Source organism: Thalassospira tepidiphila MCCC 1A03514 (assembly GCF_001662875.1).
In the GTDB taxonomy this organism is placed as follows: Bacteria; Pseudomonadota; Alphaproteobacteria; order Rhodospirillales; family Thalassospiraceae; genus Thalassospira; species Thalassospira tepidiphila.
In genome coordinates, this window is record NZ_JPVZ01000003.1 from 233482 (window position 1) to 249483 (window position 16002).

The following is a 16002-nucleotide window of genomic DNA, read 5'->3' on the forward strand; positions in this document are numbered from 1 at the left end:
GTGTCTAACCATTGCCAAGGCAAAAGTTCTGCCACATCTCCCTACAGGCTTCTTCGAACTCGGCTGCGACAGCAGGCGCGTGGAAGGCGCGGCTGCCCCGGATGCGATCGCGCATGTTTTCGCGAATGCTGGCCAGCGCCTTAAGATCGGATGCCAGCATGATGCACTTGTCGACATAGCCCTTTTCGGTTTCGGCACACAGCGCGCCAAGCCCGATATCGCTTAAAACCGCAAGGCCAAGCCGCGATCCCGGCCGATCATCGGCCAGCGACACGAACGGAATGCCAAACCACAGCATCTCGTAATAGTTTTCAAGGCTGATGGCCGGAAACGGTGCCAGGCCGATGTCGATCTGGGCATAAAGGGCCGGTCGATCCTGGGGCTTTACCTTGCCCGCCAGATCCAGTCGATCACGCTTGATCCCGGCCTGCCGGGTGCGGTCAAGGAACGTTTTGGCGGCATAGGAATCTTCAAGCACGTCATCCTGAATGACGATGCGGCTGTTGCTGACCTTGTTTAATATCCGCGCAAAGCAATTCAGTGTTTCATCGCTGATATTGGCCAACCGATCAATGCAGCCAAACCGGATGATCTCTTCGCCGACGGCTGCCGGAAGGGGTGCCAATGGCAAGGCATCATCAAGCTCTGCCGGAAGGTATGGGCCAAGTGCCAGCGGATAGGGACGCTCGGAAAACATCTTGTTTTCGGCAAGTCCGCCGCCAAACACATCCTTGTGCCCGATCAGGTAATCCATCTCGGCCATGCCGGTGGTGATCGCAGACAGGCTGGCTTGGACCGGGGCGGCCTTAAGGGCAAATACCTCGATCGGTTGGGTCGGATGAACGCCACAGACATCAATCAGGATATCGACCTTGTCCTTGCGAATGCGATCGGCAATCTGCATCGGATCCTGACCGCAAACCTCGCGCCAGCCATCGGCCATGACTTGCCATTGCCGTGTGACGTCGTCCGGTCGCGGTGTCGCGGAATACAGGAACAGCTCGATCTCATGCCGGTTCAGATGGCGCGCAAGTGCACTCAAAAGGCTGGATGATGCATGCTTGCAAAAGAACGGGGATAACCATCCGATGCGCAGTCGCTTGTCCGACTGTCGGGTGTTGGCAAAGGCCGGCTTGGCGGCAATTGGCATATGATGCTTGGCCCATGCCTTGGCGGCCTTGCTATGGGCGGCGCCATCCGTTGTGCCAAGCTTTGCACGCGCCCGTATCAAAAGCGCATCGGCCGTGGCATTATCCGGCGATGTCTCTATCAGGGTATCAAGTGTCTTGATTGTGCTATCAAGGTCGCCACAGCGCAGCGTGATGTCGGCCAGAACCAGATCAATCTCAACGGTGTCCTTGGTCAGGCGGCGCGCGGTCTTTAAAATCGCGATCGCCTTGGCATATTGCCCCTGATGGGCAAGTGACTGACCCAGCCCGCGAAGGCCCGGAACGTATTTCGCATCGATGCTTAGTGCTCGCTGATAAAGGTTCTGTGCCAGTTCCGGATAACCAAGGCGCAGGAAGGCCGACCCCACCCGGCAAATCAGTTCCGGGGAAATGCCCGCGGCCTCGGCAGCATGTTCAAGTGATTTAAGGGCGGCTTCTTCCTGCCCCAGATCATGCAAGGTCTGCCCGAAAAGCAGCAATCCTTCATAATGATTTGGCTTCAGGCCAAGCAACCGGCCCAAAAGATCCATCGCCTGACCCAAATGGCCGCGTGGAATTTCAAGCCGTGCCAGATGATAAAGGGCGGTGGGGAAATCCCCATGGTAACTTAAGGCCTGCTTAAACTGATCAATCGCCTTGTCAATCTGACCCGAACTTTCCAGCGCAATCGCATAGTTGCATCGGACCGCCGGGTTGGCAGCAAAACTCGTCAGGCAGTTCTCAAAAAGCTCAATCGCCTCGCCATGGCGGCCAAGGCCGGTCAGAAGGGTGGCAAGAAGATGCTCCGCCTCCGCATTGCCCGGTGACATGGCCAATGCCGCACGATAGATTTTCTCGGCTTCTTCGGGGCGATTGCCCTCATGCGCAGTCAGTCCGCGACGCAACAGTGTCTTGAGTTGGTCGGACATGGGGTTGCGGATCTCCACCTGATGGTCTGGGTAAGGGCCTCGGCCCAAGCAGTCTTGCCTGACATTAAAGGGTTCAGCCCGTCCTTTAAAGCATGCAGTTACCAGATCGCGGATTACCGCCTGAAATGCAGGAAAAAAAGAACCCCGAACCTGTATGAGGGTCCGGGGTCAGAATGGGAGTGGGAGAATCGCCTGGCGGCGATAATCCCCCATACGATATGTGTTGTTTGGTTAGAGGTCGCCTATTCAATGGAATAGTTTTCCGGGTATTTGGGATAGGTCGCATGGTCAATCGTCGCAAAACCTGTGAACTGGCTCACAAAATTGCACGCTGACACTGGTGAATGAGCGATTTTAAGCAAACTCTGAGGATAGAAAGTGCTGCCAAAAACGCGTTCGCAGTTCGCGGGCAAAGTGATGTGCGTTTAGCAATCGTACCGAATGACGGATTTTGGCGAAATTTTCGGGCAAAAAACTGTCAAAGCGCGCGAATACTGTGCTAGAACGCACCTATATACAAAAGGCATCGGGGATGCTGACCCCGTACCCGAAAGAAACGCCACCAGTGATTTAAAGAGAGGTTCCTTCCATGCCGGAATATCGGTCCCGTACAACAACACATGGCCGCAACATGGCTGGTGCGCGCGGCCTTTGGCGCGCCACTGGCATGAAAGACGAAGACTTCGACAAGCCGATCATTGCGGTCGTCAACAGCTTCACCCAGTTTGTGCCCGGTCACGTGCATCTCAAAGACCTCGGTCAGATGGTCGCACGCGAGATTGAGGCATCCGGCGGTGTCGCCAAGGAATTCAACACCATTGCCGTTGATGATGGCATCGCGATGGGCCATGACGGCATGCTCTATAGCCTGCCGTCGCGCGAAATCATTGCTGATTCCGTCGAATACATGGTCAATGCCCATTGCGCCGATGCGATGGTCTGCATTTCCAACTGCGATAAAATTACCCCGGGCATGTTGATGGCTGCGATGCGCCTCAATGTCCCGTGCGTGTTCGTCTCCGGTGGCCCGATGGAGGCCGGCAAGGTCACCATCGAAGGCAAGGAACATCACCTTGATCTGGTCGATGCCATGGTGCAGGCGGCCGACCCGAACATCTCCGACGAACAGGTCAAAACCGTTGAACGTTCGGCATGCCCGACTTGCGGCTCGTGCTCTGGCATGTTTACCGCCAACTCGATGAACTGCCTGGCCGAGGCGCTCGGTCTGGCACTTCCGGGTAACGGTTCGGTGCTGGCAACCCACGCCGCGCGTCAGGAGCTGTTCCTTGAAGCCGCCCGTACCTCGGTCAAGTTGGCGCGTCGTTACTACGAAGAAGAAGACGAGGGCGCGACCCCGCGCGGTATCGCAACCTTCAAGGCATTTGAAAACGCCATGGCGCTTGATATCGCCATGGGTGGGTCGACCAACACGGTTCTGCACCTGCTGGCGATCGCCAAGGAAGCCGAAGTCGACTTCACCATGACCGATATGGACCGCCTGTCGCGCAAGATCCCGTATCTGTCCAAGGTCGCACCGAACCATCCGATGTTCCACATGGAAGACGTCCATCGTGCCGGTGGCATCATGCGAATTCTCGGCGAACTCGATCGTGCAGGGCTGCTGCATACCGATGTCTCGACCGTGCATTCCAAGACCATGGCCGACGCCCTTGAAAAGTGGGACATCAAACGCACCACCAACGAGGCGGTACACAAATTCTTCCGCGCCATGCCGGGCGGGATTCCGACCCAAACCGCGTTCAGTCAGGAACGTTATTGGGATGATCTGGATCTTGATGAAAAAGAAGGCTGCATTCGCGATGTCGCCCATGCCTATAGTCAGGATGGCGGTCTTGCCGTTCTGTTTGGCAACTTGGCCGCCAATGGCTGCGTGGTCAAAACCGGCGGTGTTGATGAAAGCATCCTGAAATTCACCGGCCCGGCCGTGATTTGCGAAAGCCAGGACGAGGCCGTTGCCAAGGTTCTTGGTGGCGAGGTCAAGGAAGGCGACGTTGTCGTCATCCGCTACGAAGGCCCCAAAGGTGGTCCGGGCATGCAGGAAATGCTGTATCCGACCAGCTATCTCAAATCGATGGGGCTGGGCAAGGCCTGTGCGCTGGTTACCGATGGCCGCTTCTCGGGCGGGACATCTGGTCTTTCAATCGGTCACGTATCCCCCGAAGCAGCCGCTGGCGGTGACATCGCGCTGGTCGAGCCGGGTGACATGATCGAAATCGACATCCCGAACCGCTCGATCCGCATTGCGGTCGATGATGCAGTTCTGGCTGCCCGCCGTCAGGCGATGGAGGCCAAGGGCCCCGAAGCATGGCGTCCGGCCAAGCCGCGCAAGCGCAAGGTCTCAACCGCCCTTCGTGCCTATGCCGCCATGGCCACCAGTGCCGATCAGGGTGCGGTCCGTGACGTCACGCAGGTTGAGTTCTGATCTGCAGACAGTCGCAAGATAACCAAACAAAAAGGGCGCCGTTTGGCGCCCTTTTTTCATGATCGGATTTTGGCGGTTCAGGCCAATGCGCTTTCAATCGGCAGGTATTCATAGCCAAGCGCATCTGCCACGGCCTTATAGGTGATCTTGCCCGCATGGACGTTAAGCCCGGCTGCCAGATGCGGATCATCCTGACAGGCCTTCTTCCAGCCCTTGTCGGCAAGTGCCAGGGCAAAGGGCAGGGTGGCGTTATTGAGCGCAAAGGTTGATGTGCGCGCAACCGCACCCGGCATATTGGCCACGCAATAATGCACGACATCATCGACGATATAGGTCGGGTCAGCATGGGTGGTTGCCTTGGACGTTTCAAAACAACCGCCCTGATCAATCGCCACATCGACAATCACCGATCCCGGCTTCATGCGCGACAGTTGCTCTTTCTTGATCAGTTTTGGTGCCGCAGCGCCGGGCACAAGAACCGCACCCACGACCATGTCAGCCTCAAGGACAAGCGCCTCGGTATCATCGATGGTGGCGTATTGGGTTTTGATGCGCGGGCCATACAGGTCATCAAGATAGGTCAGGCGTTTGACGTTTTTATCAAGGATGATCACATCCGCCCCCATGCCTGCGGCAATGCGCGCGGCATTGGTGCCGACAACGCCACCGCCAATGACGACGACCTTGGCGGGCGCAACACCCGGCACACCACCAAGCAACATGCCCCGTCCGCCATTGGCTTTCTGAAGGGCAGCTGCCCCGACCTGCGGGGCCATGCGACCAGCCACCTCTGACATTGGTGCCAGCAATGGCAAGCCACCTGCGCGGTCGGTCACAGTTTCATAGGCAATCGCGGTGACACCCGATTTGACCAGACCGGCGGTCTGATCCGGGTCCGGTGCCAGATGCAGATAGGTAAACAGCAACTGGCCTTCGCGGAGTTGCTCATACTCGACCTTCTGCGGTTCCTTGACCTTGATGATCATCTCTGCACTGGCAAAGATATCGGATGCGCTGGCCGCAATCGTCGCACCGGCGGCGACATAATCATTATCGGCAAAGCCGATGCCGGCACCGGCCATGGTTTCGACCTGTACCTTGTGGCCGTGTGCGACCAGTTCACGGACCGAACTTGGCGTCAGTCCGACACGGTATTCGTGGTTTTTGATTTCCTTTGGAACACCAATCAGCATGTCGTTTCCTCCCGACAAAATCGTGGTAATCGGGGGAACTCCCCGGCGTTTCCGGAGTTTCCCGGGCGGTTGGAATACGATGCCGCCTCTTTTGTTATTATTCTTGAATGATACCCTAAAAATTGGGCAATTAATCTTCATTTCAAGGGGCTTTTGATGATATCATTGCTATATAATTCAACAGAAACACCATGACGTCGGAGGATTATGCGAATGGAGATGGACGAACGGGATCGGATGATTCTGCGTTTGCTGCAGAAAGACGGTCGCATCAGCAATGCTGAACTTGCTGAAAAGGTGAACCTGTCGGCCTCTGCCTGCCTGCGCCGTGTACGGCTTCTTGAAGAGGCGGGCTTCATTGATCACTACACCATGCTTCTTAATCCCGCGCGGATCGGCAAGCCGGGCAATGCCTTTGTCAATATCGCGATCACCCGCCAAACCCGCGAGGCGCTTGAAACCTTCGAGCTCGAAATTCAAAAGGTGCCTGAAGTTGTCGAATGTTATTTGCTGGCCGGGCAAAGCGACTATCTTGTGCATGTCGTCTATAGCGACACCGCCGACTATGAACGCATCCACAGCGAAGTCCTGACCCAGCTTCCCGGTGTCGAACGTGTGCAGACCGTCATCACGCTCCGCGAAGTCAAACGCACCACCGAACTGCCGGTCTGAGCTGTGATCTGCCGTCGGATCCCGGTTATTTCACGATATGGAATGTCATGAAGTGATGCCGGGCCAGTGGCGCCTGGTCATCATCCCGGTTGGTGGGGCGGAATGCGACTCGAACAAAAAACTGTACGATATTTGTGGTTTTGTTCAGAATGCGTTATGGTGATTGATTATATGTGACCGGAATTCATCTAAATTGGTCTATATTTGGTCAGAAAAATGTATGCGTTTTCAATGCTTCATGAATTTTGTCCAGTTATTCCAATCCTGCAGTTTGACTTTTAGGTGAATTAAAATGCAATAATATGCCCGGGGAAAATACGTTGGGGGAAATTAATCAAATGGAACAAGACAATCTTGTTCGCGCTCGTAGCCATGAGCAGAAACTAAAACGCCGTGCTGATATTCTCGAAGCTGCCCGCAAGCTCTATCTCGAAGGTGATGGAACCCTGCCGTCGGCAGCCGAGGTCGCACGCAAGGCGAACTTGGCCAAGGGCACGCTTTACCTTTATTTTTCAAGCAAGGAAGCATTGTTTCTTGAAGTGTTGCGTCACTTCCAGAAAGAGTGGTTTGAAAACAATCTTGATGTGATTGATCAGGAAGCGCTGCGTCGGCCCGAAGAACGGGATTCGACCCGTGTGGCCCGCCAGTTCGTGCAATATCTGGTCAAGAACGACAAGTTCCTGCATCTCGCATCACTGTCGCAAGGTGTTCTGGAATCCGGCTCGGACGATGAAATGGTCGTCAACCAGCGCCGCTTCCTGGCATCCATGGTCAAACGTACCGCCGATGCCCTGGCAGAGCTGTATGAAATCACACCGGATGCCGCCAGCAAGCTGATGCGCTCTTCCTATGCGCTGGTTCTGGGCCTGTGGCAGATGTCGCAGCTGCCGGACCGCGTCATCAAGCTGATGGAACAGAACGCGCTCAATAACCTGATCATTGATTTCGAAGAAGCCGCCGAAGAGGCTGTTGTCTCTTACTGGCAGGTTTCGGCACCCGGCATGAAATGCCGTGAAATGATGCGCAAGGCGGCCGAAGGCAACTGCTGAGCCGAGGCCACGACAAGCCCAAATGCAAAACAGCGCCGGATGATTTTCCGGCGCTGTTTTTTTGTGTTGTCTGCGTAACGGCGGCAGGCGGCCCCAATTAGCGCCTTAGTGTTGCGCGTCCGCCCCGGCAGAGGCACGGCTGCGCATCCGCTCGGACCGCAGGATCATCAGGCTTGCAATCACGATCATCACCGACACCGCCAGAATGATCAGGGTTGCCAGTGCGTTGATTTCCGGCGAGACCCCCAGACGCACCGATGAAAACACCTTCATCGGAAGCGTGGTCGATCCTGGCCCTGCGACAAAGCTTGCAATCACCAGATCATCCAGCGACAGGGTGAAGGACAGCAGCCACCCGGCCAGCAACGCTGGCAGGATCATCGGAAGCGTGATGACAAAGAAGATCTTGGCTGGCTTAGCACCCAGATCCATTGCCGCTTCCTCGACCGAGGTATCCATCCCCGACAGGCGCGATTGCACCACAACTGCGACATAGGCCGCACAGAAGGTCGTATGTGCAATCGTGATCGTCGAAAGACCACGCCCGGCTGGCCAGCCAATCATTTGCTCAAGCGTTACAAACAACAGCAAAAGCGACAGACCGGTAATAACCTCTGGCATCACCAGCGGGGCGGCAATCATGCCTGAAAACAGCGTGCGTCCCTTGAACCGGCCAAAGCGTGACATCACAAGTCCCGCCGGGGTGCCAAGGGCCAGGGCAAGCGTTGCTGACATCACCCCGATGCGCAGGCTGTTCCAGGCGGCATCAATCATGCCGTCATTGGAAAACAGCGACACATACCACTTGGTCGAAAAGCCCGCCCAGACGGTCACAAGCTTCCCTTCGTTAAAGGAATAGATCATGACAAGCAGGATCGGCACATACAGAAAGGCAAAGCCAAACACCAATGCCGAAATCAGGAAGGTTGAACGTTTGCTGCTCATTGCTGGCCTTCCTCCTGCTTGGTCTGGATATGCTGGAACCACATGATCGGAACGACAAGGAACAGCAGCATCGCAATTGCAACGCTTGACGCAATCGGCCAGTCACGGTTGGCAAAGAACTCGTTCCAGAGGGTTCGACCGATCATCAAGGTGTTCGGACCGCCCAGAAGTTCCGGAATAACGAATTCACCCACGGCCGGAATAAACACCAGAAGTGAGCCTGCCAAAATCCCCGGCATGGAAAGCGGCAGCGTGATCTTGGCAAAGGCCTGCCAGGGCTTGCAGCCCAGATCAAGGGCGGCTTCCACCAAACTGACATCCATTTTTTCAAGCGTGGAATATAGCGGCAGGATCATGAAGGGCAGGTAGGTATAGACAATCCCGACATAGACCGCGAATTCCGTCTGACGCATGATCAGCGGCTCGGAAATGATGCCGGTCCACATAAGGAACGCGTTGATCAAGCCTTCGCGGTCAAGGATCCCGATCCAGGCATATACACGGATCAGAAAGCTCGTCCAGAACGGCAGGATGACCAGCATCAGCAACACACTGCGCATCGATCCTTGTGCGCGCGCAATGCCGTACGCCATCGGATAACCGATCAGAAGCGTGATGACGGTCGATATCGCCGCAATCCGGATCGAGTTGAGGTAGGCCGTGACATAAAGGCTGTCAGATAGAAGGAACAGGTAGTTCCCGAAATTGAGCGTGACCGTGATGCCTTCATCGATCCATTCAAACAGCGGCGTATAGGGCGGCTGCGCATATTCGGCGACGGAAAAGCTGATCTTGAGAACGATCAGGAACGGCACAAGGAAGAACAAAAACAGCCAGAAATACGGGATACCAACCACTAGTACCCGGCCATGTTTGATCATCCAGCGATCAAAACGTTGTTTGAGGGTCAAGCGGCCCTCTTGCTTGTCACTGCTCATTTGTTCAGTACCGAAGCAGCCCCGGCCTCCCACGATACCCAGACTGTGTCTTCCCACGTATAGCGCGGCTCGATCTGGCGGGTAGAGTTCGGTTCAGTCACCTTGATGCGTTTGCCGCTTTCAAGGCGCACGTGATAGGTCGAAATACCGCCAAGATAACCGATCTCTTCGACCTTGCCCGATACGCAATTGTATTTGGTTTCTTTGGGCGCTTCCTTGGTGATGCGAAGCCGCTCGGGACGTAACGCCACCCAGAAGGTCATGCCTTCATGGCCCTGAACAGCGTGATCGATATAAATCTCGCACCCGGCCTCATCCGATTTGATGACGGCATATTTTTCATCGTCATCGACCAGAACACCTTCAATCAGGTTGACCTGACCGAGGAAGTTCGCGGTATAGCGGCTGTTGGGATATTCATAAAGTTCGAACGGGGTGCCGGTCTGGTTGATCACCCCTTCATTCATCACCGCAATGCGTGATGCCATGGTCATGGCTTCTTCCTGGTCATGGGTAACCATGACAAAGGTGGTGCCGACCTTTTCCTGAATGTTCACCAGCTCGAACTGGGTCTGTTCGCGTAGTTTCTTGTCAAGCGCCCCCAGCGGTTCGTCGAGCAACAGCACCTTTGGCCGTTTGATAAGTGACCGTGCCAATGCAACGCGCTGGCGCTGACCACCCGAAAGTTGATGGGGTTTGCGTTTGGCAAATTTGCTCATCTGCACAAGGCCCAGCATCTCGGCGACCAGTTCCTTGATCTCGCTGCGCGAAACGCCATCCTGCACCAGCCCGAACGCGACATTCTGTTCAACGCTCATATGTGGGAACAGGGCATAGGACTGGAACATCATGTTGGTCGGGCGCTCATAGGCCGGAACACCGGCCATATCGACACCATCGATGTAAATCTTGCCTGATGTGGGTTCCTCGAACCCGGCCAGCATGCGCAACAGCGTGGTTTTCCCGCAACCGGACCCGCCCAGAAGGGCGAAAAGTTCGTGGCGATAGATATCCAGGGAAACATCATCGACGGCATAGAAGTCGCCGAATTTCTTGGTCACATTCTCAAAGCGGATATAGGGAACCGCGTCCGGATTGTTCCAAGGTTGCGTCTTGTGCACATCCTCGTGCACGCGCTCCAAAACCGCCTCTGACACCAGCATTCTCCCCTGTTTCAATGTCAAGATGAACCGCTTCAATCAGACGTCAGTCCCTGATGACCTGATGTGCACTCTTATAATGGTGCAGCATTGCTGAAAGGTCGGTTCTTCCTGATAACAGGATGAAGCAATTCTGCAATCTGTAAAGAGGGGTGTGCGATATTTTGAACAACAATCACCATTTGATACCTAAATTGGCAGAGAATCGGCGTGTGGTGTTCAGAAAATGTGCATTTCTGCGAAAGGGTCCGGTTGTCAGAAACAGGCTGACTGCAACCAATAAAGCACCGTGATCACGAGTCACAGGCTGCCTGGCCGCATCGTTTCGCACGACTGAAAAGCAAAAGGGCGCGACCAAAGTCGCGCCCTTCGCAGGGATCAGGGATCGCAATCCGTCAGGACCGCTTTCGATCACTTACTGACCGGTTTTAAGCTTCGTCCACAGACGGGTACGGGTACGCAGCAGGCGTGAACCCGGCTCGACTTTCGAACGCAGACGTTCTTTTACTTCCTGCGGCGGATAGATGCCCTGATCTTCCAGAAGGGACGGGTCAACCAGTTCCATCGCGGCAAGGTTCGGGGTTGCATAGGCAACATAGTTGGCGATTTCAGCTTCGACATCGGCACGCAGCACATAGTCAATGAACTTGTGCGCCAGATCCGGGTTCGGTGCATCTTCCGGGATCATCATCGCATCAAACCAGATCAGGGTGCCTTCTTTCGGAATGACATACTTGATCTCGTTGCCGTTGCCGGCTTCTTCTGCGCGAAGGGCCGCCATGCCGACATCGCCCGACCAGCCAACAGAAATACAAACGTTACCGTTTGCAAGGTCGTTGATGTACTGGGAGCTATGGAAATAGGTCACATGCGGACGGATTTTCTCAAGCTGCTCAAAGGCGCTTTCGATCGATTCCGTGGTCGGTTCGTCTTCCGGCACATTGCCAAGATAGAAGTTCACCAGCGGTACGATCTCGCCCGGATCATCCAGAAGCGACAGGCCGCATGACGACAGCTTTTCGGCATATTTCGGATCAAAGATCATCGCCCAGCTATCAAGCGGGGCATCGTCACCCAGAACTTCCTGAACTTTGGCAACGTTATAGCCAAAACCGTTGGTGCCCCAGAAATACGGCACGGCAAAGGTATTGTCCGGGTCGTATTTTGCCTGCTGCTCAAGGATCACCGGATCGAGGTTGCCATAGTTCGACAATTTGGATTTGTCGATCGGCTGGAACAGCTTGGCTTTGATCAGGCGTTCGGCGTCAGCAAGGGTCGGCACCACGATGTCATAGCCGGAATTACCCGCCAGCAGCTTGGCTTCAACCAGCTGGTTGCTGTCGTAAACGTCATAGTTGACCTTGACGCCGTATTCCTTTTCGAAATTCGCAACGGTTTCCTCGCCGATATAATCCGACCAGTTATAAACGTTGAGAACTTCCTGTGCCGATGCACCAGTGGCAAAGCCAGATACGGCAGCCGCAAGCACAACCAGGCTTGATGTTTTAAGAAGAGATTTCATTTCGCTGAGCCTCCCATGTGGCAGCGTTTGAAAGTTTACCGGTTCTGTTTTGGTCCCCCAGAACCCGGGGCTTATCGTAATATCCTTCGAATGCTTCAGGATATTGTCAAATACAAGATGGAAAAATGTGCATATTTCGCATCATGTAAAAAATTGTGCATTTAACATGCAACAATCTTGCGCCGGGCAGCAAGTCCCGGCGCAAAATTCGACAGGCGTGTTTTAAACGTTCAGCAACAGGTGTTCACGCTCCCAGGCGCTGATCACGGTCTGATAGGCATCCCATTCCGCTTCCTTGACCGCGATGACGGCGGCAGCGAACTCTTCACCCAGCAGTTCCTTAAGCGGCTTGCAACGATGGAACTTCGCAAGCGCTTCGTGGATGTGACGTGGCAGGGAATGCGCACGGTCATAGCCCGAACCTTCGATCGGGGCCGTCGCATCGACTTCCTCGATAATGCCGAGCAGGCCACAGGCAAGCGACGCCGCAACCGCCAGATACGGGTTGGCATCTGCCCCCGGAAGACGGTTTTCAATACGGCGTGCCGCGGGCGGGCCATTCGGCTGGCGCAGGCCGACCGTACGGTTATCAAGTGACCAGTGCATGTTGATCGGGGCATCCGACCAGGGCTGCAAACGGCGATAACTGTTCATGTTTGGCGCCAGAAGCGGCATGGCTGCCGGCAGGTAACGCTGCAGGCCACCAATATAGTTCAGGAACAGTTTCGAGTTTTCCCCGTCATCATCGGCAAACAGGTTCTTGCCGGTGTTGATATCAAGAAGACTCTGGTGAATATGCATCGAACTTCCCGGCAGGTTGCCCATCGGCTTGGCCATGAACGTGCCATAGACACCGTGTTTGAGTGCCGTTTCACGCAGCGTACGTTTGAACAAAAAGGCCTGATCGGCCAGTTCAAGCGGATCACCATGGTTAAAGTTCATTTCAAGCTGGGCGGGACCCGACTCGTGGCTCATGGTATCGGCGTCGATATTCATGGCCTCGCAATAGTCATACAGGTCTTCAATCAGCGGATCGAACTCGTTGATGGCATCAATACCAAACGCGTTTGATGCGCGTTCCGGACGGCCGGAACGGCCAATCGGCGGCTCCAGCGGGTTGTCCGGATCGGTGTTCTTTGCCACCAGATAAAATTCAAGTTCTGGCGCGATGATCGGCCGCATGCCGCGTTCTTCAAATGCCTTGAGAACACGTTTAAGTACGCCGCGCGGCGACGTCGAAACTTCTTCGCCGGAAAAATGGAAACAGTCGCAGATGATCTGGGCCGTTGGCTCCTCGTACCATGGCACAACGCGCACGGTTTCCGGGTCGGGAACCATCGCCACGTCCTTTTCGGCCGGGTCAAGGAAGGCATCGGTTTCCTCCGGGTAGCCGCCGGTTACCGTCAGGCAGAAAATTGCTTCGGGGATGGCAAGGCTTTTGGCCTCCAGCCCCTTAAGAAACTTCTGTGTCGGAAGAACCTTGCCGCGCGCAACGCCGGACATGTCCGGAACAATGCATTCGACTTCTTCGATTTTTCGCTCGGATAGCCACGTCTTGAGATCGGTGCTCATGTGTAGTCGGGCGCTTTCACGCCAGTCCTTCAAAATTGCATTTTCTTGCGTTTTTCGGGCCATTCCCGAACAAATTCACAAGAAAGGATGTTTGTCTTCGAAGACTATTGTATTTAATTTCGTTATTGTCGTGTTTATTAGAATTATAGACGAATTTTCGGTTGGATCGTCGAAGATATCGTTTCATATCTCTGGAACGATCCTACCAGATTGCGCTATAGTCGCGCCACAATATTTAAGAGCAGCGTTTGGATGCTGGTCAAGGAGGTATTATGAAAATCGCACATCCGTATCTTATGTTTCTTGGTGACGCGCCGGACGAACTGGCTGCAAAAACCGCAATCGGCATCAAGCAGTGGCGCCCGGAATGGTGCGTCGGTCAGATGAGCCTGCCGGGCTGTCAGGCGGACCTTGGTCTGCCGGAAATGTCGATCGCCGAAGCAAAGGCAGCCGGCGTTAAAACCCTGGTGCTGGGCGTTGCAAACCGTGGCGGGATTATTGGCCCGGCATGGATGGAAACCCTGCTGGCGGCCATTGATGCCGGTATGGACATCGCCAACGGTCTGCACACCCGTCTTTCGTCGATTCCCGAACTGGTCGATGCGGCCAAGGCCAAGGGTGTCAGCCTGTTTGACGTGCGTCACTTCGACGGCAAGGTGCCGGTCGGCAACGGTGAAAAACGTTCTGGCAAGCGCGTTCTGGCTGTCGGTACCGACTGTTCGGTCGGTAAGATGTACACCGCCCTTGCAATCGACGCCGAATTCAAAAAACGCGGTATCAAGTCCGACTTCCGTGCAACCGGCCAGACCGGTATCTTCATCGCTGGCGAAGGCATCTCGGTTGATGCGGTGATTTCCGACTTTATCTCGGGCGCTGTTGAAACCATTGCACCGGCCAATGACCCGGATCACTGGGACGTCATGGAAGGGCAGGGCAGCCTGTTCCATGCATCGTTCGCCGGTGTTTCCATGGGCCTGATCCACGGCTCCCAGCCGGACGCGCTTGTGGTTTGCCACGAGCCGACCCGTGCCCACATGCGTGGTCTTCCGGGGTACAAACTCCCGGATCTGAAAACCTGCCTCGACGTCAACCTGTTGCACGCCAAACTGACCAACCCGGATTGCAAGGTTGTCGGTTTTGCCATCAACACCAAGGCGCTTGACGACGCGGCCGCCAAGAAACTTCTGGCTGACATCGAAGCCGAATTCGGCCTTCCGGCTGTTGACCCGGTCCGTACCGGCGTTGCGTCGCTGGTCGACAAGCTGCAGGAGATCTAAGTTGCCAAAACTCACTGTGATTTCCGAAGTCTTCCCCCTCGCACAGGTCTTCAAGATCTCGCGCGGGGCCCGGACCGAGGCACATGTGGTCAAGGTGACGCTCAGCGACGGCACCCATACCGGGCAGGGGGAATGTGTTCCCTATGCCCGGTATAATGAAACGGTCGAAGGTGTCATTGCCGACATCGAAGCACAGGCAGACGCCCTTGACCGTGGCATGACCCGCAAGGAACTTCAGGACGCCATGAAGGCCGGTGCTGCGCGCAACGCAGTTGACTGCGCCTATTGGGATCTGGAAGCCAAGCGTATGGGACGTCGCGTATGGGAATTGATCGGCCACAAGGCGCCCGAAGGATTGATCACGGCCGAAACGCTGTCGATCGATACCCCGGACAATATGCGCGAAGCCGCCCGCAAGATCGCCCATGCCCCGTTGCTGAAGGTCAAGCTCAATGGCGAAAACGTCCTTGAGTCGGTCCGTGCTGTGCGTGAAGGTTCGCCCAAGGCCCGCATCATTGTCGATGCCAACGAAGCCTGGTCACTTGATCTGCTCGAAGATATCGGTGCCGAACTTGATGGTCTGGGGGTCGAGATGATCGAACAGCCACTGCCCGCCGGGCAGGATGATGGTCTGATCGATATCGATTGCCCGGTGCTTCTGTGTGCTGACGAGTCTGTTCATACGATGGCCGACATTCCGCGTCTGGCCAATCTCTATGACATGATCAACATCAAGCTCGACAAGACCGGTGGTCTTACTGGCGCGCTTGAGCTGGCCGAGGCCGCATCCAAGGCCGGCATGCAAATGATGACCGGCTGCATGGTCGGAACATCGCTTGCCATGGCACCCGCCATGATCACCGGTGCGATGTCGCGCATTGTCGATCTCGATGGCCCGATCTGGATGGCCAAGGATCGCGATCATGCTCTGACATTTAAAAACGGTGTGATGGGGCTGCCGGATCGCGAACTCTGGGGCTGATTCGACTAAACGCTATACAACGGCATAATCGCCCTGTAATCGGGGCGATATAAGACGGCGCATCGGCAAATCGGTGCGCCGTTTTTATTTCCAATGTAAAAAACCGGCACCCGAATTTTCGACCCAAGGTAGAAAAGCCAAGGGAAATTTTTTTTATAGCCAGATATGGTGG

The 16002-nt window shown here is 55.3% G+C and carries 12 protein-coding genes; 5 read left to right on the top strand and 7 right to left on the bottom strand.

From position 1 onward, the window contains the following. Positions 1 to 4 precede the first annotated feature (4 nt). Positions 5 to 2077 (bottom strand): tetratricopeptide repeat protein, encoded by a 2073-nt coding sequence (locus TH4_RS08340; protein ID WP_064780649.1) that lies wholly within the window; start codon positions 2075 to 2077, stop codon positions 5 to 7. Between the two features lie 589 nt (positions 2078 to 2666). On the opposite strand from TH4_RS08340, the gene ilvD reads away from it, so the two are divergent. Then, positions 2667 to 4520, top strand: a complete 1854-nt coding sequence (gene ilvD / locus TH4_RS08350) for a dihydroxy-acid dehydratase (protein ID WP_064780651.1) — start codon at positions 2667 to 2669, stop codon at positions 4518 to 4520. A 77-nt stretch (positions 4521 to 4597) separates the two neighbouring features. On the opposite strand, the gene ald is transcribed toward ilvD, so the two are convergent. After that, the gene (ald, locus tag TH4_RS08355; protein ID WP_064780652.1) at positions 4598 to 5713 is read right to left on the bottom strand and encodes an alanine dehydrogenase; all 1116 of its coding nucleotides are present in this window, start codon (positions 5711 to 5713) and stop codon (positions 4598 to 4600) included. A gap of 213 nt (positions 5714 to 5926) precedes the next feature. Between ald and TH4_RS08360 the strand changes: the two genes are divergently transcribed. Next, positions 5927 to 6385: an Lrp/AsnC family transcriptional regulator gene (locus tag TH4_RS08360; RefSeq protein WP_008891399.1), complete on the top strand. Its 459-nt coding sequence runs from the start codon at positions 5927 to 5929 to the stop codon at positions 6383 to 6385. 338 nt (positions 6386 to 6723) lie between these two features. Further along, positions 6724 to 7434, top strand: a complete 711-nt coding sequence (locus TH4_RS08365) for a TetR/AcrR family transcriptional regulator (protein ID WP_063087202.1) — start codon at positions 6724 to 6726, stop codon at positions 7432 to 7434. A 105-nt stretch (positions 7435 to 7539) separates the two neighbouring features. Here the strand turns inward: TH4_RS08365 and TH4_RS08370 are convergent, their stop codons facing one another. The 5 genes from TH4_RS08370 to TH4_RS08390 all read right to left on the bottom strand — a co-directional run bounded on the left by TH4_RS08370 (position 7540) and on the right by TH4_RS08390 (position 13571). After that, positions 7540 to 8379: an ABC transporter permease subunit gene (locus TH4_RS08370; RefSeq protein WP_008891401.1), complete on the bottom strand. Its 840-nt coding sequence runs from the start codon at positions 8377 to 8379 to the stop codon at positions 7540 to 7542. Beyond that, positions 8376 to 9317, bottom strand: a complete 942-nt coding sequence (locus TH4_RS08375; protein WP_064780653.1) for an ABC transporter permease subunit — start codon at positions 9315 to 9317, stop codon at positions 8376 to 8378. Before TH4_RS08375 ends, TH4_RS08370 begins: the two co-directional genes overlap by 4 nt. Further along, positions 9314 to 10480 carry an ABC transporter ATP-binding protein gene (locus TH4_RS08380; RefSeq protein WP_008891403.1) on the bottom strand — a complete coding sequence of 389 codons (1167 nt, stop codon included), beginning with the start codon at positions 10478 to 10480 and terminating at the stop codon, positions 9314 to 9316. Before TH4_RS08380 ends, TH4_RS08375 begins: the two co-directional genes overlap by 4 nt. A 412-nt stretch (positions 10481 to 10892) precedes the next feature. Then, a complete protein-coding gene (locus TH4_RS08385; protein WP_064780654.1) occupies positions 10893 to 11999 on the bottom strand; it encodes a polyamine ABC transporter substrate-binding protein in 1107 nt (368 codons plus the stop codon). A gap of 222 nt (positions 12000 to 12221) precedes the next feature. Next, positions 12222 to 13571 carry a glutamine synthetase family protein gene (locus TH4_RS08390; protein WP_008891405.1) on the bottom strand — a complete coding sequence of 450 codons (1350 nt, stop codon included), beginning with the start codon at positions 13569 to 13571 and terminating at the stop codon, positions 12222 to 12224. A gap of 272 nt (positions 13572 to 13843) precedes the next feature. On the opposite strand from TH4_RS08390, the gene dgcN reads away from it, so the two are divergent. Continuing rightward, positions 13844 to 14848: an N-acetyltransferase DgcN gene (dgcN, locus tag TH4_RS08395; RefSeq protein WP_008891406.1), complete on the top strand. Its 1005-nt coding sequence runs from the start codon at positions 13844 to 13846 to the stop codon at positions 14846 to 14848. A gap of 1 nt (position 14849) precedes the next feature. After that, a complete protein-coding gene (gene dgcA, locus TH4_RS08400) occupies positions 14850 to 15830 on the top strand; it encodes an N-acetyl-D-Glu racemase DgcA (protein WP_064780655.1) in 981 nt (326 codons plus the stop codon). The last annotated feature ends 172 nt before the right edge of the window (positions 15831 to 16002 follow it).